Annotated in this window: 17 protein-coding genes, 1 tRNA gene and 2 pseudogenes; 12 read left to right on the top strand and 8 right to left on the bottom strand. The window is 67.1% G+C overall.

Going from position 1 to position 22,952, the window contains the following annotated elements; genetic code table 11:
* The first annotated feature begins 46 nt into the window (after positions 1-46).
* The 4 genes from MBENS4_RS14425 to MBENS4_RS14410 all read left to right on the top strand — a co-directional run bounded on the left by MBENS4_RS14425 (position 47) and on the right by MBENS4_RS14410 (position 4,401).
* Complete coding sequence (locus tag MBENS4_RS14425) at positions 47-1,411, top strand: alpha/beta hydrolase (protein WP_039392593.1); 1,365 nt, start codon at positions 47-49, stop codon at positions 1,409-1,411.
* A 79-nt stretch (positions 1,412-1,490) separates the two neighbouring features.
* Complete coding sequence (locus tag MBENS4_RS14420; protein WP_052322405.1) at positions 1,491-2,243, top strand: GntR family transcriptional regulator; 753 nt, start codon at positions 1,491-1,493, stop codon at positions 2,241-2,243.
* Positions 2,244-2,272: 29 nt separating this feature from the next.
* Positions 2,273-3,178 (top strand): alpha/beta fold hydrolase, encoded by a 906-nt coding sequence (locus MBENS4_RS24215; protein ID WP_052322404.1) that lies wholly within the window; start codon positions 2,273-2,275, stop codon positions 3,176-3,178.
* Positions 3,179-3,582: 404 nt separating this feature from the next.
* Entirely contained in the window at positions 3,583-4,401 is an 819-nt protein-coding gene (locus MBENS4_RS14410; RefSeq protein WP_039394904.1) for a ferredoxin--NADP reductase, read from the top strand.
* A gap of 77 nt (positions 4,402-4,478) precedes the next feature.
* Here the strand turns inward: MBENS4_RS14410 and katG are convergent.
* Positions 4,479-6,661, bottom strand: a pseudogene (katG, locus tag MBENS4_RS27215) (catalase/peroxidase HPI).
* 314 nt (positions 6,662-6,975) lie between these two features.
* Between katG and aqpZ the strand changes: the two are divergent.
* On the top strand, positions 6,976-7,692 hold the full coding sequence (gene aqpZ, locus MBENS4_RS14400) for an aquaporin Z (protein WP_039392592.1): 717 nt from the start codon (positions 6,976-6,978) through the stop codon (positions 7,690-7,692).
* 60 nt (positions 7,693-7,752) lie between these two features.
* On the opposite strand, the gene MBENS4_RS14395 is transcribed toward aqpZ, so the two are convergent.
* Positions 7,753-7,829: transfer RNA gene (locus MBENS4_RS14395), tRNA-Arg, on the bottom strand.
* Positions 7,830-7,929: 100 nt separating this feature from the next.
* Here MBENS4_RS14395 and MBENS4_RS14390 point away from each other — a divergent pair.
* Together MBENS4_RS14390 and recF are read left to right on the top strand one after the other, a co-directional pair.
* On the top strand, positions 7,930-8,751 hold the full coding sequence (locus MBENS4_RS14390) for a queuosine precursor transporter (RefSeq protein ID WP_039392591.1): 822 nt from the start codon (positions 7,930-7,932) through the stop codon (positions 8,749-8,751).
* Positions 8,752-8,813: 62 nt separating this feature from the next.
* Positions 8,814-9,902, top strand: a complete 1,089-nt coding sequence (gene recF / locus MBENS4_RS14385) for a DNA replication/repair protein RecF (RefSeq protein ID WP_039392590.1) — start codon at positions 8,814-8,816, stop codon at positions 9,900-9,902.
* An 88-nt stretch (positions 9,903-9,990) separates the two neighbouring features.
* Here recF and MBENS4_RS14380 read toward each other — a convergent pair whose 3' ends face one another.
* Both MBENS4_RS14380 and MBENS4_RS14375 read right to left on the bottom strand, forming a co-directional pair.
* Entirely contained in the window at positions 9,991-10,428 is a 438-nt protein-coding gene (locus tag MBENS4_RS14380; protein ID WP_039392589.1) for an FKBP-type peptidyl-prolyl cis-trans isomerase, read from the bottom strand.
* A gap of 211 nt (positions 10,429-10,639) precedes the next feature.
* On the bottom strand, positions 10,640-11,374 hold the full coding sequence (locus tag MBENS4_RS14375) for an arylesterase (RefSeq protein ID WP_445321517.1): 735 nt from the start codon (positions 11,372-11,374) through the stop codon (positions 10,640-10,642).
* A gap of 50 nt (positions 11,375-11,424) precedes the next feature.
* Between MBENS4_RS14375 and MBENS4_RS14370 the strand changes: the two genes are divergently transcribed.
* Both MBENS4_RS14370 and MBENS4_RS14365 read left to right on the top strand, forming a co-directional pair.
* Positions 11,425-12,174, top strand: coding sequence for an ABC transporter ATP-binding protein (locus tag MBENS4_RS14370; RefSeq protein ID WP_039392586.1), 750 nt, complete (start codon positions 11,425-11,427; stop codon positions 12,172-12,174).
* Complete coding sequence (locus MBENS4_RS14365; protein WP_039392585.1) at positions 12,167-14,695, top strand: ABC transporter permease; 2,529 nt, start codon at positions 12,167-12,169, stop codon at positions 14,693-14,695. The genes MBENS4_RS14370 and MBENS4_RS14365 overlap by 8 nt, the downstream gene beginning before the upstream one ends.
* Positions 14,696-14,759: 64 nt before the next feature.
* Here MBENS4_RS14365 and MBENS4_RS14360 read toward each other — a convergent pair whose 3' ends face one another.
* Complete coding sequence (locus MBENS4_RS14360; RefSeq protein WP_052322403.1) at positions 14,760-15,242, bottom strand: RDD family protein; 483 nt, start codon at positions 15,240-15,242, stop codon at positions 14,760-14,762.
* A 263-nt stretch (positions 15,243-15,505) separates the two neighbouring features.
* Here MBENS4_RS14360 and typA point away from each other — a divergent pair.
* The 3 genes and pseudogenes from typA to MBENS4_RS14345 all read left to right on the top strand — a co-directional run bounded on the left by typA (position 15,506) and on the right by MBENS4_RS14345 (position 20,914).
* Positions 15,506-17,337 (top strand): annotated as a pseudogene (gene typA, locus MBENS4_RS14355) (translational GTPase TypA).
* Between the two features lie 276 nt (positions 17,338-17,613).
* Positions 17,614-18,558 (top strand): LysR family transcriptional regulator, encoded by a 945-nt coding sequence (locus MBENS4_RS14350; RefSeq protein WP_052322402.1) that lies wholly within the window; start codon positions 17,614-17,616, stop codon positions 18,556-18,558.
* Between the two features lie 367 nt (positions 18,559-18,925).
* Positions 18,926-20,914, top strand: coding sequence for a TonB-dependent receptor domain-containing protein (locus tag MBENS4_RS14345; protein ID WP_242404956.1), 1,989 nt, complete (start codon positions 18,926-18,928; stop codon positions 20,912-20,914).
* Positions 20,915-20,966: 52 nt separating this feature from the next.
* Here the strand turns inward: MBENS4_RS14345 and MBENS4_RS26730 are convergent, their stop codons facing one another.
* The 3 genes from MBENS4_RS26730 to MBENS4_RS14335 form a co-directional block, all read right to left on the bottom strand.
* The gene (locus MBENS4_RS26730; protein ID WP_052322400.1) at positions 20,967-21,650 is read right to left on the bottom strand and encodes a glycosyltransferase; all 684 of its coding nucleotides are present in this window, start codon (positions 21,648-21,650) and stop codon (positions 20,967-20,969) included.
* Positions 21,651-21,670: 20 nt separating this feature from the next.
* Entirely contained in the window at positions 21,671-22,318 is a 648-nt protein-coding gene (locus MBENS4_RS26725; RefSeq protein WP_242404955.1) for a hypothetical protein, read from the bottom strand.
* Between the two features lie 85 nt (positions 22,319-22,403).
* The gene (locus tag MBENS4_RS14335; RefSeq protein ID WP_039392584.1) at positions 22,404-22,952 is read right to left on the bottom strand and encodes a polysaccharide biosynthesis/export family protein; all 549 of its coding nucleotides are present in this window, start codon (positions 22,950-22,952) and stop codon (positions 22,404-22,406) included.

Here is a 22,952-nt window from a genome sequence, read left to right as displayed (position 1 = left end):
CCCCACCCTGCCCTCTCGCCTGAACCAACCGAAAGACCCCGCCTCCATGGAAATCACCCGCCACTTCGTCGATGTCGGCTCCCGGCGCGTCCACTACCGCCGCTGCGGTGCAGGCCCCGTCGTGCTCATGGTCCACCAGAGCCCGCGCTCCTCGACCGAGTACGAGGCGCTGATGCGCACCTGGGGCGCGAACTTCACCTGCATTGCGCCCGATACGCCGGGTTTCGGCCAGTCCGATCCCCTGCCCGAGGCAGACGCCACCATCGATGATTTCTCCGACGCGCTGGTCGACCTGCTCGATGCACTGGGGCTGGAGAAGGTCGCGGCCTATGGCTTCCATTCGGGCGGCACGATCCTGGTCAACACGCTCAAGCGCGCGCCCCAGCGTTTCACCGCGCTCGCCATCGGCGGCTACGCGATCTGGACCGAGGAAGAGAGCAAGGCCTTCTCGGAGAGCTATCTCCCGCCCTTCCGGCCCAGTGGCTACGGCGAGCACCTGACCTGGCTGTGGAACCGCATTCTGGAGCAGACTTGGTTCTTCCCCTGGTTCGACACCCGCAAGGAGGCGCGCATTGGCGTCGCCCATGCCGATCCGGTGCGCGTGGACGCCGTGATCCGCGAGATGCTCGATTCGGGCGATGCCTACCGCGTGGGCTATGGCGCGGTGCTGCGCGCCCCGCGCGAAGTACCCGGCCCCAGCGACGAGACCCGCCCCGTCCTCATCCTCGCCTACGCCGCCGACGTTCTTTACGAGCACATCGACCGCCTGCCCGCCCTTCCCGCCCAGTGGGAGGCGCGCAAGGTCGCCACGCCCGCCGAGCAGCAGGACCAGCATATCGCGCACCTGGGCGCCCACGCCTGCCCGCCCCCGGCGCAGCTGGGTGAATGCGCGGACGAAGGTTTCCTGACCCTCACCTGCGAGGGCTTTTCGGGACGCCTACACTGGCGCGGCCCCAGGGATACGGGCCAGCCACTGGCGATCCATGCCCCGGGCAGTTCGCTCGAACTCCTCGACACGACCTCGGCCTGCGCCATCGATCTGCCCGGCCACGGCCTCTCGGATGACTGGAGCGGCCCTGCGCCGACCGACCTCGCCAGCTGGATGGCGGTTATCGAGGCGGCTCAGCAGGCCCTGGGCTGCAGCGAGATCGTCCTGCCGCCCGCGCCGCTCGGCGATCCCGAGACGCTGTTCCCCGATCTCACCCCCGACCGTTTCGGCGCCTACCTCACCCGCGCCTGGTCGATCGTGCGCGCGGGCAAGATGTTCGCGCCGTGGTACGAGGCCAGCGCGGCAAACGCGATCGACTTTGCCCCCGAGGCGCTCGATCCCCAGACCTTGCGCATCGAGCACCGCGCCCTTCTGCGCAGCCGCGCCGCGAAGGCGTGGGCAAGTGCCTGCCAGAACGTGTAAAGATACAGCGCATGAAGGTAAGGGGGCGCGTCGAAAGGCGCCCCCGGCGCCCGATATCCGATCTGACCAGGGAGAGACCGTGAGCAAGAGGCAGGCGCCACGTTACGAACAGCTCGCCGACGAACTGCGCCGCGCGATCCGCTCCGGCCAGTTCGACACGGATGCGACCTTTCCCACCGAGAATGCGCTGTGCGAGCACTATGGCGTCAGCCGCTTCACCGTGCGCGAGGCTCTGCGCTGCCTCCAGAACGACCGGCTGATCTCGCGCCGACGCGGCTCGGGCACCGTGGTGGAGCCACGCAGCGTGCGCGAGAGCGCGCGTTTCCAGGCCTTTTCCAGCCTCGATGCCAGCCGCCAGTACGCGGCCGATGCGCGCATGACGCTGGCACGCGACGGCGAGGCCGCCCTGCCCCGCAGCCTGGCCGCCTTTGTCGAAGCCCAGCACACGGCCCTTCACAAGGGCAAGTGGGCGCGCCTGCGGGGCCTTCTCACCCAGGGCGGCGGCGATGACCACCCTGTCGCCGCGATCGAGGCCTACGTCCGCCCGGACCTGGCGCATCTATTGGAACGCGTCGATCTCGATTCGCGCGCGCTCTTTCGCCAGCTCGAAAGCCACGGGGACTTCACCATCGGGCGCGTGATCCAGCAGATTGCCTCGGTCCCGGCCAGTATCGCCATGGCCAAGGCGCTCGGGATCCCGCGCCGTACACCGTGCCTGCGAATCGTGCGCGTCTACCACGACAGCGACGGCGTGCCTTTCGAGATCACCAATACCCACCACCCGGGCGAGGCCTTCTCCTATTCCATGGTGATCGAGCCCGAACAGACCTGAGCCCTGTCCGCCCCTGCAAGGAGACATCCATGACGGCCGTTCGCCGCCGCTACGTCGAGGGCCATTTCGGCCAGGTTCACGCCCGGATCGCGCAGCCCGACAGGGACTGCGGCAAACGCCCGCTCCTGCTCATCCACATGAGCCCGATGACAGGCCGCATCTTCGAGGCGCTGGCGGGCGAAATGGGCGAGGACCGGCTGAGCGTTGCCTTCGACACGCCGGGCTATGGCCAGTCCGATGCCCCGGACACGCAGCCCTCCATCGAGACGTACGCCGCCGCGCTGGGCGAGGCGATGGAGGCGCTTGCTCCCGATGGCCCCTTTGACATCCTAGGCTATCATACAGGTTCGCTGACCGCGACCGCGCTTGCCGCGCTCAGCCCTGGGCGGGTGGGCCGTCTCGTCCTCATCGGCGCGCCGCTCTTCAGCCCTGACGAGCGTGCCACCTTCAGGAGCTACTACGGCCCGACGAGCCCCTGCGCGGACGGCGAGCACCTGGCCAAACGGTGGCGCGGCTTTGTCCACCACTACCAGCGCCCCGGCATGAGCCTGGAGGAGGTCGCCGAGCACTTCGAGGAGGCCATGACCGGCGGCGCCAACGCCTGGTGGGGCCATGCCGCGGCCTTCGATTACGAGCTGGAAGCGGCCCTCAAGGCCCTCGCCCATCCCACGCTCATCCTCAAGACCGGCGATGACCTTGCCCTCCAGACCGAGCCAGCGCGGCACCTTTCGCCGCACATCGACATGTTCGACGCGCCCGGCTGGGGCCATGGCTTTGCCACCACCCACGCCCGGGACCTTGCCGCCGTGCTGCGCGCCTGGCTCGATGCCGGGAGCCGGGAGGCGCGGACCGCCGTGATGGGTGCCCCGGCCCCGGCCTCCGCCCTTGGTCCGATATGGCCCCCACCCGAGGCGGGAAGCTTCGCGCCGGAATGACCCTGAGCTGAAACTTGCGACCGATTCGCAAAAGCCACCTCATCCTGACGCCCCACACCCACTGGCGGCCTCCCGGACAGCCCGGCCCGCGCACCATTTTTCGCACCTGCAGAACCCCGGCTTACGGCCCAAAAATGCGCATTTCCGGCACGTTGCGCCCTACGTGTTAGAAAACTTTGGCCCGCGCCAAGCAAATTTCGACCCCGCCACGTCTGGCCATATCTTGACCAAGGGGCCAAGTTACGCTTGACGCACGCCACACGAGATGGGTCATGTCCCGCTTTGCCCCGGAGGCTGCGGCGGTGTGGCCCGACCACGCCGCAGGCGCCGCCAGGCGGGATCTTCCCGCTCCCGGCGCGCCGAGCGAACTAACGAATTTTGCGCATACCGAGGAATTTGACACGATGAGCGAACCCACTGCCGAAGCCCCGGTAACTCTCGAACCCACCAAGGCGCTGAGCGTCGAGACGGTGAACTCGGTCCATCACTGGAACGACCGCCTCTTCAGCTTCAAGATCACGCGCCCCTCGACCTTCCGTTTCCGCTCGGGCGAATTCATCATGATCGGCCTGATGGACGACAACGGCCGCCCGCTGCTGCGCGCCTACTCGGTCGCCAGCCCCGCCTGGGACGAGGAACTCGAGTTCCTCTCGATCAAGGTCCAGGACGGCCCGCTGACCTCGCGCCTGCAGAAGATTCAGCCCGGCGACCAGATCTTCCTCGGCCGCAAGCCGGTCGGCACGCTCGTCACCGACGCGCTGCTTCCGGGCAAGCGCCTGTTCTTCTTCTCGACCGGCACCGGTCTTGCTCCCTTCATGTCGCTCGCGCGCGATCCCGACGTCTACGAGATGTTCGACCAGGTCGTCTGCGTCCACGGCGTGCGCCAAGTGAGCGACCTTGCCTATCGCGAGATGCTCGAAGCCCGTCTCGCCGAAGACCCGCTGGTGGGCGAAGAGGCGGTGGAGAAGTTCCACTACGTCCCTTCGGTGACGCGTGAGGAATTCCACACCACCGGCCGCATCGGCGACCTCATCGAGAACGGCCGCCTGTTCCAGGGCCTGGACGGCGATGCCAAGCTCAACCCGGAGACCGACCGCATCATGCTGTGCGGCTCGATGGACATGATCAAGGGCCAGGCCGAGTACCTCGAAAGCATCGGCTTCACCGAGGGCTCCAACTCCAAGCCCGGCGACTTCGTGATCGAGCGCGCCTTCGTCGACTGATTTCGTCTCCATGTACCCGAGACAGGAAAAGGGCCGCAGCGATGCGGCCCTTTTTTCTTGTATCCGGGACGGGGCGATCAGGCGAGGTCGAAGCGGTCCGCGTTCATCACCTTGGTCCAGGCCGCCACGAAGTCCTCCACGAACTTCTGCTGGTTGTCGTCCTGCGCGTAGACTTCGGCATAGGCCCGCAGGATCGAGTTCGCACCGAAGGTGAGGTCGAGTTCGCTCGCCGTCCATCGGGTCTCCCCCGAAGCCCGGTCGATCACGGCGTAATGGCCGTCCTCCATCTTTTCCCAGCGATTGCCCATGTCCACGAGGTTCACGAAGAAATCGGTGCTGAGCACGCCTTCGCGCTCGGTGAACATGCCCAGTTCGCTGTTGCCATGGTTGGTGCCGAGTACCCGCATGCCGCCCACGAGTACGGTCATTTCCGGCGCGGTCAGCCCCATCAGCTGGGTCCGGTCGAGCATCAGTTCCGCCGGGCTTACCGCAAAGTCGGCCTTGAGCCAGTTGCGGTAGCCATCGTGCAGCGGCTCGAGCGGCTCGAAGCTCTCCGCGTCGGTCTGCTGCGCGCTCGCGTCGCCCCGTCCGGGCGTGAACGGCACCTCGATCGGGAAGCCCGCCGCCGCAGCGGCCTGCTCGATGGCGACGTTGCCCGCCAGCACGATGGTATCGGCAAGGCTTGCCCCGACCGAATCCGCCAGCGAGGCGAGCACCCCGATGACGCGCCCCAGCCGCTCGGGCTCGTTGCCCTCCCAGTCCTTCATCGGCGCCAGGCGAATGCGCGAGCCATTCGCGCCCCCGCGCATGTCCGAGGCCCGAAACGTGCGCGCGCTGTCCCAGGCCGTCGACACCAGCGCGCGCGTGGTGAGGCCACTGCCCGCGATCCATTCCTTGAGCGCGGCGACGTCATAGTCGGTGGGGCCCTGCGGCACCGGGTCCTGCCAGAGCAGCTCCTCGGCCGGCACGTCCGGGCCGAAATAGCGCGCTCGTGGCCCCATGTCGCGGTGGGTCAGCTTGAACCAGGCCCGCGCGAAGGCGTCCTTGAAGCGTGCCGGATCGGCCCGAAAACCTTCCATGATGCGCCGATAGTCGGGGTCGACCTTGAGCGCCATGTCCGCGTCGGTCATGATCGGATTGTGGCGCCGGGTGGGATCGGCAACGTCGAGCGGACGATCCTCCTCGGCGATGGAAACAGGCTCCCACTGCCAGGCCCCCGCCGGGCTCTTGGCCAGTTCCCACTCGTGGTCGAAGAGCATGTCGAAATAGCCCATATCAAAGACCGTGGGGTTGCTCGTCCAGGCACCTTCGATGCCGCTGGTGATCGCGTCGGGGCCGACCCCGGTGCCGCCCGGATTGACCCAGCCGAACCCCTGCGCCTCGACGCCCGCCGCCTCGGGCTCGGGACCAAGCGCGCTGGCATCGCCATTGCCGTGGCACTTGCCCACGGTGTGCCCGCCTGCGGTGAGCGCGGCGGTCTCCTCATCGTCCATGGCCATGCGCGCGAAGGTGACGCGCATGTCGTGCGCGGTCTTCATCGGGTCGGGATTGCCGTCCACCCTTCGGGATTGACGTAGATGAGCCCCATCATGACCGCCGCCAGCGGGTTCTCCAGGTCCCGCTCGCCCGAATAGCGGGTGCCCTCGCTGCCGCTCGGCGCCAGCCAGTCCGTCTCGCTCCCCCAGTAGGTGTCGATTTCGGGCGCCCAGATGTCTTCGCGCCCGAAACCGAAGCCGAACGGCTCCAGCCCCATCGTCTCGTAGGCGATCGTGCCCGCCAGGATCATCAGATCGGCCCAGCTGACCGCGTTGCCGTACTTCTTCTTGAGCGGCCAGAGCAGACGCCGCGCCTTGTCGAGACTGACGTTGTCGGGCCAGGAATTGAGCGGGGCAAAGCGCTGGTTGCCCGTCCCCCCACCGCCGCGCCCGTCGGCGATGCGGTAGGACCCGGCCGAGTGCCAGGCCATGCGGATCATGAGCCCGCCATAGTGCCCCCAGTCGGCGGGCCACCAATCCTGGCTGTCGGTCATCAGCGCGCGCATATCCGCCTTCAGCCCCTCGATATCGAGCGACTTGAGCGCCTCGCGGTAATCGAAGCCCGCGCCCATCGGGTTGGTCTTGGTGTCGTGCTGGGCCAGGATCTCAAGCTTGAGGGCCTGGGGCCACCAGCCCGTGCTCGAGGTCCCCGCCGAGGTCATGCCTCCGTGGACGACGGGGCACATGCCCCCCTTGGCGGTGTCGGTGGGCGTGCTCGCGTTCATCGCTTCGTGCTCCTCTCGTGGTCCCGGCACATCTCGAAGGCCGTCTGGCCCGGTGCGCCCTCTTGCAGGACAGCGGGCAGCCTATGCCCGTCCGCCTCCCGGCTCAAGGGCGCACGCACGCGCGCACTTTGGACCGGCACACCCCTCGCCGGCCATTGCGGAAAACCCCAAGTACAGCGACGCGCCTCCCCGCACGCGGACAGGTCCACGCGCCTGATGCGTAGAAATATCCCCGAGACCTCAGGCCTATCCACGAGAGCGCCTAGCGAACACCCCCTTAGGATAAGCCCCTTCACGACAGGGAAGGGACTGCCATGCTGCGCACACTGGGTGCCGAATTGTTCGGAACATTCTGGCTCGTCTTCGGAGGGTGCGGCGCGGCCGTCCTTGCGGCGGGCTTCCCCGACCTGGGTATCGGCTTTGCCGGGGTCGCCCTCGCCTTCGGGCTGACCGTACTGACCATGGCCTACGCCGTGGGCGGTATCTCGGGCGGGCATTTCAACCCGGCGGTCTCGCTCGGCCTTGCCATTGCGGGGCGCTTTGCCTGGAGGGACCTTGTGCCCTACTGGATCGCCCAGGTGCTGGGCGCAATTGTCGCGGGCGCCGTCCTCTACGCCATCGCCTCGGGCCAGCCGGGTTTCACCGCGGGGGCCTTTGCCTCGAACGGTTTTGGCGATCTTTCGCCCGGGGGCTATTCGCTGAGCGCCGCGCTGCTTGCCGAGATCGTGCTGACCGCCGGTTTCCTTATCGTGATTCTGGGCGCCACTTCGGCCTACGTGCCAGGCGGCTTCGCGCCGATTGCCATTGGCCTTGCGCTCACGCTCATCCACCTTGTCTCGATTCCCGTCACCAACACCTCGGTGAACCCGGCCCGCTCGACCGGCGTTGCCCTCTTCGCCGAAACCGACGCGCTCGCCCAGCTCTGGCTGTTCTGGAGCGCCCCCATGATCGGGGCTGCGCTGGGCGCGCTCATCTGGCGCTTCATCCTCACCCCGGGCGATGCACTGGCCAACCTCGGCGGCGAGACCTGAGCCGCTTCCCTGCGCGAAGCGGCAAGAGCCCTGCCCCGCATAGGAGCGATGAAAGGGAAATGGCGCGCCCGGCAGGGTTCGAACCTGCGACCCCAAGCTTAGAAGGCTCGTGCTCTATCCAGCTGAGCTACGGGCGCGCACATCAGGGCTCATAGCGCGCTTCGGGCTTTGCGCAAACCGCCTGAGGCATGCAATCAACGCTTTGTTTGGGGGGAAAGGCAGGTTAGGCAAAGCGCCATGGCACAGGCGCATCCGCAAGCATCCCCCTCTTCCACCACCTCGCACCTCACCCGCATCGACGGGAAGAGCGGTGGGCGGCGCCACTTTCGCTATTTCGACTACGCGATGGCCGCCTTCGTGGCGATCCTGCTGCTCTCCAATCTCATTGGTGCGGCCAAGCTGACCACGGTCGAGGGCTGGACCTTCGGCGCGGGCATCCTGTTCTTCCCCGTCAGCTACGTGCTGGGCGACGTGCTGACCGAAGTCTACGGCTATGCCAACGCGCGGCGCTGCGTGTGGGTCGGCTTCTTCGCGCTGATCTTCATGGCCTTCATGAGCTTCGTCGTCGTTGCCATGCCCCCGTCGGCCGACTGGGGCTGCGCGGCGAGCGCCGACCCGCTGCTGGCCGACGTCGTGTCCGCCTCCAACCCCGGCACCGTGTGCCAGTCCACCTACGTCTCGGTCTTTGGCAGCACCTGGCGCATCGTTGCCGCCTCGGTCGTCGCGTTCTGGGCGGGCGAGTTCGTCAATTCCTACGTCATGGCCAAGATGAAGGTGTGGACGAAGGGGCGCCACATGTGGATGCGCACGATTGGCTCGACCGTCTTCGGACAAGCGATGGACAGCGCGATCTTCTACCCGGTCGCGTTCCTGGGCGTGTGGACGGGCCAGTCGATCCTTGTCGTCATGCTCACCAACTGGGCGCTCAAGGTGCTGTGGGAGGCCGTCCTCACCCCGCTCACCTACCTCGTCGTAGGCTGGCTGAAAGCGCGCGAGGGCGTGGACGTCTTCGACGACAACCTCGACTTCTCGCCGTTTGCCAAGACCGACGCGGTCTGAGTGCGCCATCGCAGGGCGCCTCTTGGCAAGCCGGGTCCGAACCGGCTAGGCCCGCGCGGCCCATGCTCGACCGCCTGTTCCTCTCCCGATTTCGCAACCACAGCGAAACCGTCCTTTCGGGCACGGCGCAGTTCAACCTGCTGGTCGGCGAGAATGGTGCGGGCAAGACCAACGTGCTCGAAGCCATCAGCCTGATCGCACCGGGCCGGGGCCTGCGCCGGGCAGGCCTCCCCGAAATAGCAGGCCAGGACGGGGGCGGCGGCTTTGCCGTCAGCGCGGACCTGTGCGTGCCGGGCGCCGCGCCGGTGCGCCTCGGTACAGGCACCGCGCCGGAAAAGCCGACCCGGCGGCTGGTTCAGGTCAACGGCGCCAACGCGACGGCCACGAGCCTTGCCGAGTGGCTCTCCATCGGCTGGCTGACCCCGGCGATGGACCGCCTCTTCACCGAAAGCGCAGGCGGACGGCGGCGCTTTCTCGACCGGCTGGTGCTGGCCCTTCGCCCGGCCCATGCCGGGCACGCGGCCAGGCTGGAGAACGCCGTGCGCGAACGCAACCGCATGCTCGCCGATCCGCGCACGCCCGATCCCTGGTGGCTCGACGCGATCGAGCTCCAGATCGCGGAGGCGGGAAGCGCCGTTGCGCAGGCCCGCGCGGACCTCATTGCCCAGCTGGACGCGGTCCTCGCCGCGCTACCCGACGCGCCCTTTGCAAGGCCCGCCCTCACCTACCGCCCCGGCGGCCCGACCGCCGCCGAAGCGCTGGCCGAAGCCCTGCGCGAAAGCCGCCCGCGCGAACGCGCCGCCCAGCGCACGCTGACCGGCCCCCACCGCGACGAGCTGGAGGTCATCATGGCCGCCAAGAACCAGCCCGCCGCGGACTGCTCGACCGGAGAGCAGAAGGCCATGCTGATCGCTCTTGTCCTGGCCCACTCGCACCTGCTCGAAAGCGGCGGCGAGACGCGCCCGCGCCTATTGCTGCTGGACGAGGTTGCAGCGCATCTCGATCCGGTGCGGCGCGAGGCGCTGTTCGACCGGCTTCGCACGGGCTCCGCCCAGGTCTGGCTGACCGGCACCGAAACCGCGCCGTTCGGACCGATCCTGGAGGAAGCCGCCGTCTGGCACGTGCGCGAAGGCACCGCGACACGGATGTAACCCTGCACGGACACGAAAAAGGCCCGCCCGGCGCTCCCCGTGCAGGGAGGCCGGAGCGGGCCTTTTCAATCGGCCAAGCCGGATCGGATCAGGCGGCGGCCTTGATCTCGACCAGGGTCAGGCCGAAGTGCAGGTCCTCGCCCGCGAGCGGGTGGTTGCCGTCGACCTTGACCGCCTCTTCACCGATCTCGGTGATGACGAGGTTGACGGTCGAGCCGTCCTGCTGGCGTGCGGCGAGCTCCATGCCGATCTGCGGCTCGGGCTCGGCGGGCAGGTTGCTGCGCGGGATCTCGACGATCATTTCCTCGCGGCGCGGGCCGAACGCGTCGGCGGCAGCGATGGTCACCGACTGCTCGGAGCCCACTTCCATGCCGATCAGCGCAGCTTCCACCTGCGGGAAGATTTCCGAACCGCCGATGGTGACCGTCTGCGGGCCTTCCTGCTGGGTGCTGCCGACAACCTGACCGGCATCGGTGCGAACTTCAAAGTTGATGAGCACGGTATCGCCGCTCTTTGCGCTCTGCATAGATATTCCTTCGGGATAATTCGTTCCGACGCGCCGTGCCCTCCAGGCCCCCCGCGCATCGCTCGTTCGGCGGCGTCAAACACGCGCCAGCTTGGCCCCAAGAGTCGCAGACCTGTGCCTGCGCGTCAACCGAAGTGGCCGGACGGCGCCCCGGGGCGCCTCTTGGGACAGGCTATCTGGGGCCTACCTCCCGATCTTCAAGCGATCTTTTTCAGCCGCCTTCCGCCGTGTCCTCTTCCTCGACCGGAGGCAGCGCCCGGGTCACGTCGTCGAGCGTGGCGCTGACGATGGCATCGACGCCAAGTGCCGTGGGGTGCACGTGATCGTCCTGCATGAGGTCAGGCTTGTCGATCACCGACTGGAGGAAGAAAGGCACCAGCGTCACGCCCTCCTCCTGCGCGATCTGCGGGTAGATCGGATTGAACTGCTCGGCATAATCCATGCCCAGGTTGGGTGCGGCCAGCATGCCCAGGAGCACAACCTTAATGTTGTCGGCTTTCAGGCGCGCGACGATCTCTTCGAGGTTCCTGCGGGTCTCCTCGGGGGGAAGCGAGCGCAACATGTCGTTACCGCCGAGGCTGATGATCACGAGCTCGGGCTTTTGCGGCTGGCTCTCCAGCGTGAAGTCGAGCCGCGCGAGGCCCGCCGCTGTCGTATCGCCCGAAACGCCCGCGTTGGTGATGCGCGCGTTCACGCCATGCGCACGCAGGGCCTGTTCCAGACGCTCCGGGTAGCTCTCGCCATCGTCCAGCCCATAGCCCGCCAGCAGCGAGTCCCCGAAGGCAAGAATGCGCCGTTCGGGCCCCATCACCGGCATGGCCGCGCCGACATCGCCCACTTCTGCGCCCACCCCTTCGCTGGCCGGAGCCGAGCTGGGCGCGGGATCGCCGCAGGCCGACAGAAGGACGAGGGGCAGCAGCGGAACCACGAAATTCAGACGGCGCAAGGACTTCTCCATATTCGGCGGGCTTGTGAAATGCTCAGATCTCCCCCCATATGGGAGCCGTGACCCGATCTTCCCACTCCCCGTCCGACAATTCCCCCGCCTCCTCGCCCGCGATCCACGCGCGGGACCTGCGCCTGACGCTCGGCCAGAGTGCAAGCGCGGTCGAGATCCTCAAGGGCATCGACCTCACCGTTCCTGTGGGCCAGACGCTGGCGCTGCTCGGCCCCTCGGGCTCGGGCAAGTCCTCGCTGATGTCGGTCCTCTCGGGCCTTGAGCGCGCCAGTTCCGGGGCGCTGCAGGTCGCGGGCGCGGACTTCGCCGGGATGGAGGAGGACCAGCTCGCCCGGGCCCGTCGCGGGCGCATCGGCATCGTCCTTCAGGCCTTTCACCTGCTGCCCACGATGACCGCGCTCGAAAACGTCGCAACCCCGCTCGAACTCGCCGGGATCACCGGCGCCCACGAACGGGCCGAAGCCGAACTGGCGGCGGTCGGCCTTGGCCATCGCCTCGACCACTACCCGGCCCAGCTTTCGGGCGGCGAGCAGCAGCGCGTGGCGATTGCCCGCGCGCTGGCGCCGCGCCCCACGCTCGTCTTCGCCGACGAGCCCACCGGCAACCTTGACCAGGCGACGGGCGAGAGCATCGTCGAACTGCTCTTCGCGCGCCGAGCGGAAGCCGGGGCGACACTCGTCATCATCACCCACGACGCCAGCCTCGCGCAGCGCTGCGAGCGCATCGTCACCATCGGCGATGGCGTGATCGCCCACGACAGCTTGCCCACGTCCGCACCCGATGTCTGAGCAAACGCTGCCCTGGGCCACCGCCTGGAAAATCGCCCGGCGCGACCTTCACGCCCGCTTCAAGGGCCTGCGCCTGCTTCTCGTCTGCCTGTTCCTGGGTGTCGGGGCGCTCGCCGCCATCGGCACGCTGACCGGCTCGATCGAGCGCGAGCTGACCAGCCGGGGCCGCGAGGTGCTGGGCGGGGACATCGAACTGCGCATGTGGCAGCGCGGCTTGACCGAGGCAGAACGCACAGCCCTGCACGAACTCGGCACCGTGTCGGAAGGCACCCGCATGCAGGCGATTGCCCGCAAGGGCGATCTCACCGCGCCCGTGGCCCTCAAGGCCGTGGACGCGAACTGGCCCCTTTACGGAACGCTGGCCCTTGCCGATGGCCGCGACGTGGGCGCGCCTCCCAGAGGCTCGGCCTGGATCGCGCGCGGCACCGCCGCACGCCTCAGCCTTGATGTCGGCGACAGCTTTTCGCTTGGCGGCGAGACGGTCCGGGTCGGCGGGATCATTGCCAGCGACCCCGAACAGCTTTCCGAAGGCTTCGCGCTGGGCGATCTGGCCATTTCGGCCGCCGACCTGCCAGCCAGGGCCAATCTCACCGCGCCCGGTGCCATGTACCGCAGCGCCGTGCGCGTGCGCTTCGATGCGCCCTCGCGCAACGCCGAAACGACGGCCGAGGCGCTCACCGACACCTTCGGGGAGGACGCCTTCGAGGTTCGCACCCACGAAGCCGCCTCCCCCTCCACCGCGCGCTTCGTCGAGCGCATGGGCCAGTTTCTGATCCTTGTCGGCCTTGCCGCGCTGGTCATTGCCGGGATCGGCATCGGCGGCGGCGTCTCCTCCTACCTCGAGGCCCGGCGTTCCTCGATCGCCACCTTGAAGGTCCTGGGTGCCACCAGCCGCGATATCGCGCGCATCTACCTGCTGCAGGTGGGCAGCGCCGCGCTGGCCGGCAGCCTTGCAGGCCTCGTAGCGGGCGTCGCGGTCACCCCGCTTCTGGCCCGCGCGCTGGGCGAACTCCTCCCGGTCGACACGGGCACCACGATAGCTCCCGCGGCACTTGCAACAGCGGCCGCGTACGGCCTTCTTGTCGCGCTGATCTTCGCCGCGCCACCTCTGGCCCGTGCGCGCAGTTTCCCGGCCATGGCGCTGATGCGCGCGGGCGTCTCCCCCTTGCACGCGAACCTGCGCACGTTCGCGCTTCCCGTGGGCCTTGGTCTTGCCGCCATCGTTGCGCTCGCGCTTGTCAACGCCGCGCAGCCGATGGTGACGCTCGGCTTCCTCGCAGGATCGGCGCTGCTCCTTGGCCTCCTCGCCGCGCTGGGCCTTGGCATCCGCACGCTGGCCGCCCGCCTGCCGCGTCCCGGCGATCCGATCCTGCGCGCGGGGCTCGCCAACCTCTCGCGCCCCGGCGCGCAGACCGGCGCCCTTGTCACCGCGCTCGGCTTCGGGCTTTCCGCCTTCGTCCTCATCGCCGCGATCCAGACCAGCCTTGATGGCAACATGCGCACCGCTCTCCCCGACCGCGCCCCCGACTACTTCGTGCTCGACATCCCCAAGGCCGAAGCCGAGGATTTTCGCGCCACCGTCGAACGCACGCTGCCCGGCTCCAGCGTCCGCATCGTGCCCAACCTGCGCGGCCGGGTGATCGCCTATGGCCCCAGGGACGCGATGACCCGCGTCGCCGATCTCGACGAGCGCCCCGAGGGCGCCTGGGCACTGCGCGGCGAACGCGGCCTCACCTATGCCGAAACGGTCCCCGAGGGGAGCACCGTGACCTCGGGGCAATGGTGGGCACCCGATTACTCGGGCGAGCCGCTCGTCTCGATCGACGAGGAATTTGCAGAGGCCGTGGGTCTGAAGGTGGGCGATTACCTCACCGTCAGCCTGCTCGGTGTCGAGCGCACCGCGCGCATCGCCGCGCTTCGCCGGATCGACTGGGACACGATGGGCTTCAACTTCGTGATGGTCTTTTCGCCCAACACCCTTGCCGATGCCCCCCATAACCTCGCCGCCACCATCGAGACCGGGGGCAAGGGTAGGCCGCGCGATTTCCTCCCGGTCCTGGCCCGTGAATTTCCTTCGAGTTCGGTGATCGAGACCGGGTCGCTGCTGACCCAGGCGCGCGGCATCCTCGACCAGATGACGCTGGCAATCCTGGCCGCCGCCTCGGTCGCGGTGCTGGCGGGTCTTGCCGTGCTGCTGGGCGCGATTGCCGCCGCGCGCGCCAGCCGGACCTACGACAACGTGATCCTGCGCGTGCTGGGCGCCAGCCGCCGCCAGTTGCTTGTCCTCCAGATCGTGGAGTACGGCGCGCTCGCGCTGGTGCTGGGCCTCGTTGCGCTGGCCCTGGGGAGCGCGATGGCCTGGGCGGTCATCACCCAGCTCTTCGAGTTCGAATGGCTGCCCGACTGGCCGCGTATCCTCGCCGTCCTCGCCGCCGGGCTGGTCCTTGTCCTCGTCTTTGCGCTGGGCGGCTCGCTGCCACAGCTGCGCGCCCGGCCTGCCCGCGCCCTGCGCGAGCTCTAGATACGAAAAGGGGGGCAAGGGCGCCATGCCCCTGCCCCCCTTTTCAGGTGCGCGGTCTTTCGCCTCAGGCGAAGACGTCGGCGCCTTCGGCAACCTCACGCGGGTCGCGGGTCTTGTAGACCAGCGTGCTCGCGATCATGTCGTGCAGACCCTGCTTGCGCTGGGTGGAGGCCACCATGATGTAGCCGATGAGCAGGATCAGGCCCGACAGGATCTTGGCGAAGTAGCGCCCGGTCGCCCGGCCAAAGCTGATGCGCTGACCATTGAGATCGGTCACGATCAGACCGATCGCGAGCTTGCCCACCGTCGCCTGCATCTTGGAGCTTTCCAGCAGCGCGAAGTAGAGCCACTGCGCCACGAAGCTGATCAGGAATGACGCGGCCACCATCGGGCCCATGATCAGGTCCTCGTTGCCGCCCATGAGCGCAGCGTTGAAGCCCACGCCCAGCCCCAGGAAGCCGGTCACGATGGACAGGGCGATCTGCAACAGGATCGCATCGATGAAATAGGCGAGAACCCGCCACCAAAAACCGCCGTACGGCACCATAAGAGCCCCTCTCTTTTCTCGGATGACCGATTTCAAACATCGGCCAGATGACCAATTCGTCCCACGTACGGCGCAAATTTTCAAAGATTTTCGAGTAACTTTCCACCAATTCGATGCCCCCAAGGCATCGGGCTGACCCAGTTCACTGTGCAAGGGCCGGACCCAAGATAGCTTGCCGCCATGCAACATTTCCGTTAAGGGCGCGCGGATTTTGCAGGCAATCGTGCCCCGCAATGCGCCCCTCTTATTTTGAAGGCCTCCGCATGTCCGCCCCGCTTCCCTTGCGCAATATTGCAATCATTGCGCACGTCGACCACGGCAAGACCACCCTCGTCGACCAGCTCTTCCGCCAGTCCGGTACGTTCCGTGACAACCAGCGCGTCGAGGAGCGCGCCATGGACTCGAACGACCTCGAAAAGGAACGCGGGATCACGATTCTCGCCAAGCCGACCTCGATCGAGTGGGAAGGCCTGCGCATCAACATCGTCGACACCCCGGGCCACGCCGACTTCGGCGCCGAGGTGGAGCGCATCCTCTCGATGGTCGACGGCGTTGTCCTGCTCGTCGACAGCTCGGAAGGCGCGATGCCGCAGACCAAGTTCGTGACCGGCAAAGCGCTGGGCCTGGGCCTCAAGCCCATCGTCGTCGTCAACAAGATCGACCGTCCCGACGGCCGCGCCGAGGAAGTCCTCGACGAAGTCTTCGATCTCTTCGTCAGCCTTGATGCCAACGACGAGCAGCTCGACTTCCCCGTGCTCTACGCCTCGGGCCGCAACGGCTACGCAAGCGAAGACATCGAAGCGCGCGAAGGCACGCTGGAGCCGCTGTTCAAGCTGATCCGCGACCACGTTCCCGCACCGAACCTCGACGTCGACGCGCCCTTCTCGTTCCTCGCAACGCTGCTCGACCGCGACAACTTCATGGGCCGTGTCCTCACCGGCCGCGTCCAGTCGGGCGTGGTCAAGATGAACGACCCGATCCGCGCCATGGACCGCCAGGGCAACGTCATCGAAACGGGCCGTGCGTCCAAGCTGATGACTTTCCGCGGCCTTGAGCGCGTTCCCGTCGAGGAAGCCCGCGCGGGCGACATCATCGCGCTCGCCGGCCTTGAAAAGGCGACCGTCGCGCACACCATCGCCGATCCCTCGGTGAGCGAACCGATCCAGTCGCAGCCGATCGACCCGCCGACGCTCGCCATGCGCTTTGCGGTCAACGACAGCCCGCTCGCGGGCCGCGAAGGTGACAAGGTCACCAGCCGCCTGATCCGTGACCGCCTGATGCGCGAAGCGGAAACCAACGTCGCCATCCGCGTCACCGAGAGCGAGGACAAGGACAGCTTCGAGGTTGCCGGTCGCGGCGAACTGCAGCTGGGCGTCGTCATCGAAACCATGCGCCGCGAAGGCTTCGAGTTGGGCATCTCGCGTCCGCGCGTGCTCTTCAAGGAAGACGAGAACGGCGCGCGCACCGAGCCGTACGAAACCGTCGTGATCGACGTGGACGACGAGCACTCGGGCACGGTCGTCGAGAAGATGCAGCGCCGCAAGGCCGAGCTGACCGACATGCGTCCCTCGGGCATGGGCAAGACCCGCATCACCTTCTCGGCCCCCTCGCGCGGCCTCATCGGCTACCACGGCGAATTCCTCTCGGACACGCGCGGTACCGGCATCATGAACCGCCTTTTCGAGAAGTACGGTCCCTACAAGGGCCAGATCGAAGGCCGCCTCAACGGCGTTCTGATCTCGAACGGCAGCGGCGAAGCCAACGCTACGCGCTCAACAACCTGGAAGACCGCGGCATCCTGTTCGTGGCTCCGCAGGAAAAGCTCTACGAGGGCATGGTGATCGGCGAGAACGCCAAGCCGGACGACCTCGAAGTGAACCCGATGAAGGCCAAGCAGCTGAGCAACGTGCGTTCGTCGGGCAAGGACGACGCCATCCGCCTCACCCCGCCCAAGGTCATGACGCTCGAGCAGGCCATTGCCTACATCGACGACGATGAAATGGTCGAAGTGACCCCGCAGTCGATCCGTCTGCGCAAGGTCTACCTCGACCCCAACGAGCGCAAGCGCATGAGCCGCAAGAAGGCCGACGCGTAAAGCCAGCCCTTGCGAGCCTACCGGCGCTTCTGGCGCCGGACAGCTTTGAAAGCCCCCGCCCGCACCTGCTGCGCGGCGGGGGCTTTTCGTTGAGGTGCCCTGATTCGCCACTCCCGCCCCTCTCCCCTGCCACGCGGTGAAGGAGCACACGCACGCTCTGGATTCCGGCGAGCCGCCCCGCCCGCATGGCGCAGCCATTTCCCAACCATTTCCAGCCTGTAAATTCCGGCAGAGTGCCCTTGCACTGCTATGGGAATGACTTGCATTAGCAGGATCATGCTCTCACCCCACCTTCCGCCGAACCAGCTCCTGGTGCTGGCCTACCTGCTCAAGACCCGCAGCGTCAGCACGACCGCGCTCATGCTGGGGATGAGCCAGCCCAGTGTCAGCCGGGCCCTCGCCCGCCTGCGCGAGGTGCTCAAGGACCCGCTGCTGGTGCGCTCGGGCAACCAGATGGCCCGAACCTGGCGCGGCGAGGAACTTGTCGACCGCCTGACCGACTGGGTCGCCGCCACGACCAGCCTTCTCGACGAGGCCGACTTCGATCCGGCCCGGCTCGAACGGCGCTTCCGCATCGCGACCACCGACTTCGGGGTGCAATCGGCCTGCCTGCCCGCCATGGCGCACCTGCGTGCCTCGGCGCCCTCGCTCGCGCTTGACCTGCAGCCGCTCGGCCATGCCTCCCACCGCCAGCTCGCGCATGGCGAGATCGACCTTGCCGTTTCAGGACTCGATCACGATCCCGAACAGGTCCACCGCGAGCTCCTGTTCACCGACCACTTCGTCTGCGTGACCCGCAAGGACCACCCGCTCGCGCGCCATGGTGAGGGGCCGATGCCGCTGAGTGACTTCCTCGCCCATCCGCACCTTGGCCTCACTGTCAGCGATGCGGAACTCGACCGTGTCTCGACCGCGCTGGGCGAAGCAGTGCGCCACCGCAAGGTCATGCTGAGCGTGCCCTATTTCGCTCTCGCCCCCGACCTTCTGCTCGCCGGAGACCTCGTGACGGTCGTCCCTTCACGCCTTGTGCATGCCTGCCCCCGCCGCGACGAACTCGCCATTCTCGGCGCCCCGGAGGGCCTTGGCCCCTTCCCCTACTGGCTCTTGTGGCATGAGCGCAGCCGCAACGATCCGGGCTCGATCTGGCTACGCGAACAGCTGCTCACCGCCAACGCGGAGCCGCCCCCAACGATTGAGCAGCGGGTACGAACAGAGAAATAAGCGGAAGAAGAAATTACAATTCAAGGGGGCATCACCCCTTGACCCCGCACTGGGCCAACTCACTCCTTTGAACCAAGGTGGCGCACGAGAGGTGAGGACCTCGGTATGGGCAGCCCGAGGGCGATGGCCCTCGGACCACCACTTTTGATTGTCAGCGTCTTCGGCACGGCGGGAAACCATTCCCCCACCCTGAACCTAGATGCCTTGAGGATCACCTCATCGCCCCGCACCACCGTCGCCCTCAGCCCCCTTGCGCTATCCACACCTGAATAGAACCTATTCGCATTTGATCGTTGCGAGTGCGTCGCAGTAGTGCAAGTGCGCAACACGCGAACAATTCGCAATATCAGATATGGTGATACCGAACGTGAAGAAGCCGATCAGTGCCCTGCGCCTCAGCGCTGCGATGTGTGGGATTGCAACGAGCCTTGTCGCAAGTCCGGCACTGGCCGAGGATGCGGCCGACATCAGCGATCCGGGCCAGATCGTCGTCACCGCCTCGACACGCGCGCAGGAGGTGAAGGACGCCCCGGCCTCGATCAGTGTCATCACGCGCGACGACATCGACCGCCTTCCCTACCGCGAAGTCACCGACGCGCTGCTCGAAGTGCCCGGCGTCACGGTAACCACGGGCGAAGGCAATAGCCGCGACATCTCGATCCGGGGCATGTCGCCGCAGTACACGCTGATCCTCGTCGACGGGAAGCGCCTGAGCGCGCGCGAATCGCGCACCAACGGCGGCTCGATCTCCGAAGGTGGCCTCCTGCCCCCGCTGGAATCGATCGAGCGCATCGAAGTCGTGCGCGGGCCCATGTCCTCGCTTTATGGCTCGGACGCGATGGGCGGCGTCGTCAACGTCATTACCCGCGCCATTGCGGACACCTGGTCGGGCAGCCTGCGCGCCAACGGCACGATGCAGCTCTCCGACACGTTCGGCAACTTCGGCGACGCCAACTTCTACCTCTCGGGCCCTCTCACCAAGGGCGTCGGGCTCCAGGTCCAGGGTTCGCTCAACCGCCGCTCCGAAGACAGCGTGATCGGCGGCACCCCGGAGCGCCGCGACGAGAGTCTTGCCGGCAAGATCGGCTTCGAGGCCGGCCCCGACCACCGCTTCCTTGTCGAGGGAGGCTATTACAGCCAGCAGACCCTGTCCACGGTGGGCAAGTCGGTCGAGGCCAACCGCGGCACCGAGGACCCGGATGGCACGATCTACGCCATGACCCAGCGCCGCTACGTCGGTTCGGTCAGCCATCACGGCGACTGGGGCTTTGCGAGCGACGACACCTACGTCCAGTACGAGGACGCCAAGCACGTCGAGGGCCAGAAGCGCATCCGCAACACCGTCGCGCAGTCGATCTGGGCGATCCCGCTGCCGTCCAACAACCTGACGCTGGGCGGGTTCTACCGCAACGAGGACATGACCGACCTCACCAGCAATGGCCTCTCCGGTTCCAGCCGCACCGGCGCCTCGCGCACCAACTGGGCGCTTTTTGCCGAGAATGAGCTGGAAATCTCGGGCAGCCTCCACCTCACCGGCGGCCTGCGCCTCGACGATGACCAGCAGTACGGCACCCACTGGACCCCGCGCCTCTACGCGGTGTGGAACGCCACGCCCGAGATCACCTTCAAGGGGGGCTACTCGCAGGGCTTCCGTGCGCCGAACCTGCGCCAGACCCTCGTCGACTGGGGCCAGAACAGCCGCGGCGGAACAATCTACGGCAACCCCGACCTGCAAGCCGAGACCTCGCGCACCTTCGAGGCCGTCGCCATGTTCGACAGCGGCCCGCTCGAAGCCAGTGTCACGGCCTACGACACGAAATTCCACGACCGCATCACGCGCATCACCTGCTCGCAGGCCTCCGCCTGGTGTATCGATGAGCCGCTGAGCTCGATCGGCCGTCCTCCGACGACTTACGTCAACATCGACGAGGCCCGTGTGCGCGGCATCGAGGTCACGCTTAACCTGCGCCTGACGCCGACACTGCGCCTGACCACCAGCGGCACCCTCACCGATTCCGAGCAACTCACCGGCGACAACGCGGGCCGCGCGCTCAACGACACGCCCAAACAGCAGGCCTCCGCCTCGCTCAACTGGCGCCCGGACGAGCGCCTGAGCGCCTACGCCCGCGCCATCTACCGCGGCAAGGAAGCGGTCACCGAAGCGCAGATCAGCGGCACGAACGTCTTTGCGGCCTCCTACACCACGGTCGATATCGGCGGCACCTACCGCATTTCGCCCGAGTTCAGCCTGCACGGCGGTATCCAGAACCTCTTTGACAAACGCCTCGACTATGACACCTCGGGTTACGTCATCGATCCGGCCCGCCTGTGGCTGGGCGTAACCGCGCGGTTCTGAGCGAGGAGAGCCGGGAAAGGGCAAAGCCCGACAAAGCCTCGCCCCACCTCGGCTACCTCACCTCTTTCCACCAAGTCGGCTTGCCTGAGGTAAGCTCGACAATTCGGGGAGCCCGAGGGCGATGGCCCTGGGATCCTCCGTCTGGCTCTGCACGCGCCTGCCTTCGCCCAGGCTCAACCTGGTGTGGCGGCTCCCAGGTCCCACGATTGGCGCAAGACCTGTCCGTAATGGTCCAATACAGCCTCCGCCCAGCTTTCCGGGCCGTGGCACAGGTCGCGGTAGTGGGCTCGGCCGGCTTCGGAGAACTGCCGTACAAGCGCATCGTCCGCATGCAGTTTCGCGATGCCTGCAGCGAACTGGTGATATCCGCCGTATCGAGCGCGAGCCCGAACCCGGCCTCCGCGATCTCCGGTCCCACCAGCGCCCGCGCACTGGCGATGACGGGCAGGCCCGAGCCGATCGCCTCCAGCGCGACGAGACCGAACGGCTCGGACCACCGGCTGGGCATGACCGCCACGCGCGCCTCGGCCATGGCCTGTGCTACGCCGTCGCGGTCGAGCCGCCCGAGGAAGCGGGCGCCTGGATGAAGCGCCCGCAATGCGCCCTCTTCGGCCCCTTCGCCCACGAACGTGATCGGCACGCCCGCCTCCTTCGCAGCCAGAGCCGCAAGATCCGCGCCCTTCTCACGCGAAATCCGTCCGAGGAAGAGAACTCCGCGGTTGGCCTCGGCGCGCACGCGCGCCTGGCAGGGCGGGGTCACCGGATTGCGAACGGCATGAAGCCTGTCTTCGGGCCATCCCCCTGTTGGAACAGCCGCGCTTGGCCGGGATGGATCAGCAGCATACGGGCTGCGTTCGATACGCCATCCAGCCAGTGTCTGCGCAGCGCCTCACGCCCGACACGCCAGAGCTTCTGCGCCTGAGAATTCTTGTCGCAGCGACGCACGAGACACACCCGCGACAGGGGCTTCAACTCGCAGTCTCTCTCCTCCCGGTAATCGAAGAAGCCTCCGTTGGGGCACGCATTGAAATAGTCGTGCGCGTGCAGGACAAGACGCCGCGCGACCGGCTTCAGGGCTGCAAAAACGGAGGGCGAGAGGACCTTGGACCAGCCGTGCAGATGGTAGATCGTGCCGGGCGTGTCGTACATCGCGATCCATTCCCGCACGCTGCGCAGCGTAACCGGATTGTGAAGCCCCAGCGCCAACGCACCGGGCCGGGAACGCGCCAGCAAATCCTTTCCGCCCAACGGCACGAAGGCGACATCCTCACGCGTGAAGTGGGTGCCCGTATCCCCGGCGATGAAGGTGACCGGAATGCCCCGCGCCCGCAATTGCCCAATCAGCACCTGGACCAGGTGGGATGCCCCACCCAGCACTTCGCTGAAATCGTGCAGAACGACCACTCGCTCGGGCCTCACTCCCACGCCGCGTCCTCCTCCCGGAAAGAAATCCTGCGCCGACTTCAGGCAGGTGTCCAGCCTGTGCATCTCAGAAGTAGCGCGCACCGATGCGCACCGTGTCTCCCGGCATGACCGCCGCCGCGCTGGTCAGCGCGTAGGCCGTTTCCTCCCCTTCCAGCGCGTGCCGGATGTAGACCACCTTTTCGTTGGCACGGTAGGTAAAGCCGCCCGCCTTCGCGACCAGGGCATGAACGGACATGCGCTGCGCGTAGCCATATTCACCGGGCCGGGCCACCTCGCCCAGGATGAAGACCGGGCGGTATTCGGCCATCGTGAGATTGACCCTGGCATCGCGGACGTATCCCCCTGCGAGCAGGGCCTCCAGTTCGGCGCGCGCCTGTGCCACGGTCTTGCCCGTAACCGGAAAGTCCCCTGCCATGGGCAGCGTGATCGCGCCCGCATCGTTCACCATGTAGTCCCCGCTGAGGGTTTCCTCGCGGAAGACTTCAAGGTGCAGCTGATCGCCCGGGGACAGGCGGTATTCCACCACACCCACGCTCGGAAGTTCCCGGCTGACCTGCGCACCACATCCTGAAAGCGCCAGAAGGCCCAGCGCCATCCCCAAACGAAACTGCAT

The sequence above is a fragment of the Novosphingobium sp. MBES04 genome (assembly GCF_000813185.1).
Classification (GTDB): domain Bacteria; phylum Pseudomonadota; class Alphaproteobacteria; order Sphingomonadales; family Sphingomonadaceae; genus Novosphingobium; species Novosphingobium decolorationis.
The sequence above is the reverse complement of the archived record's forward strand: the minus strand, read 5'-3'. Positions and strand labels throughout refer to the sequence as shown.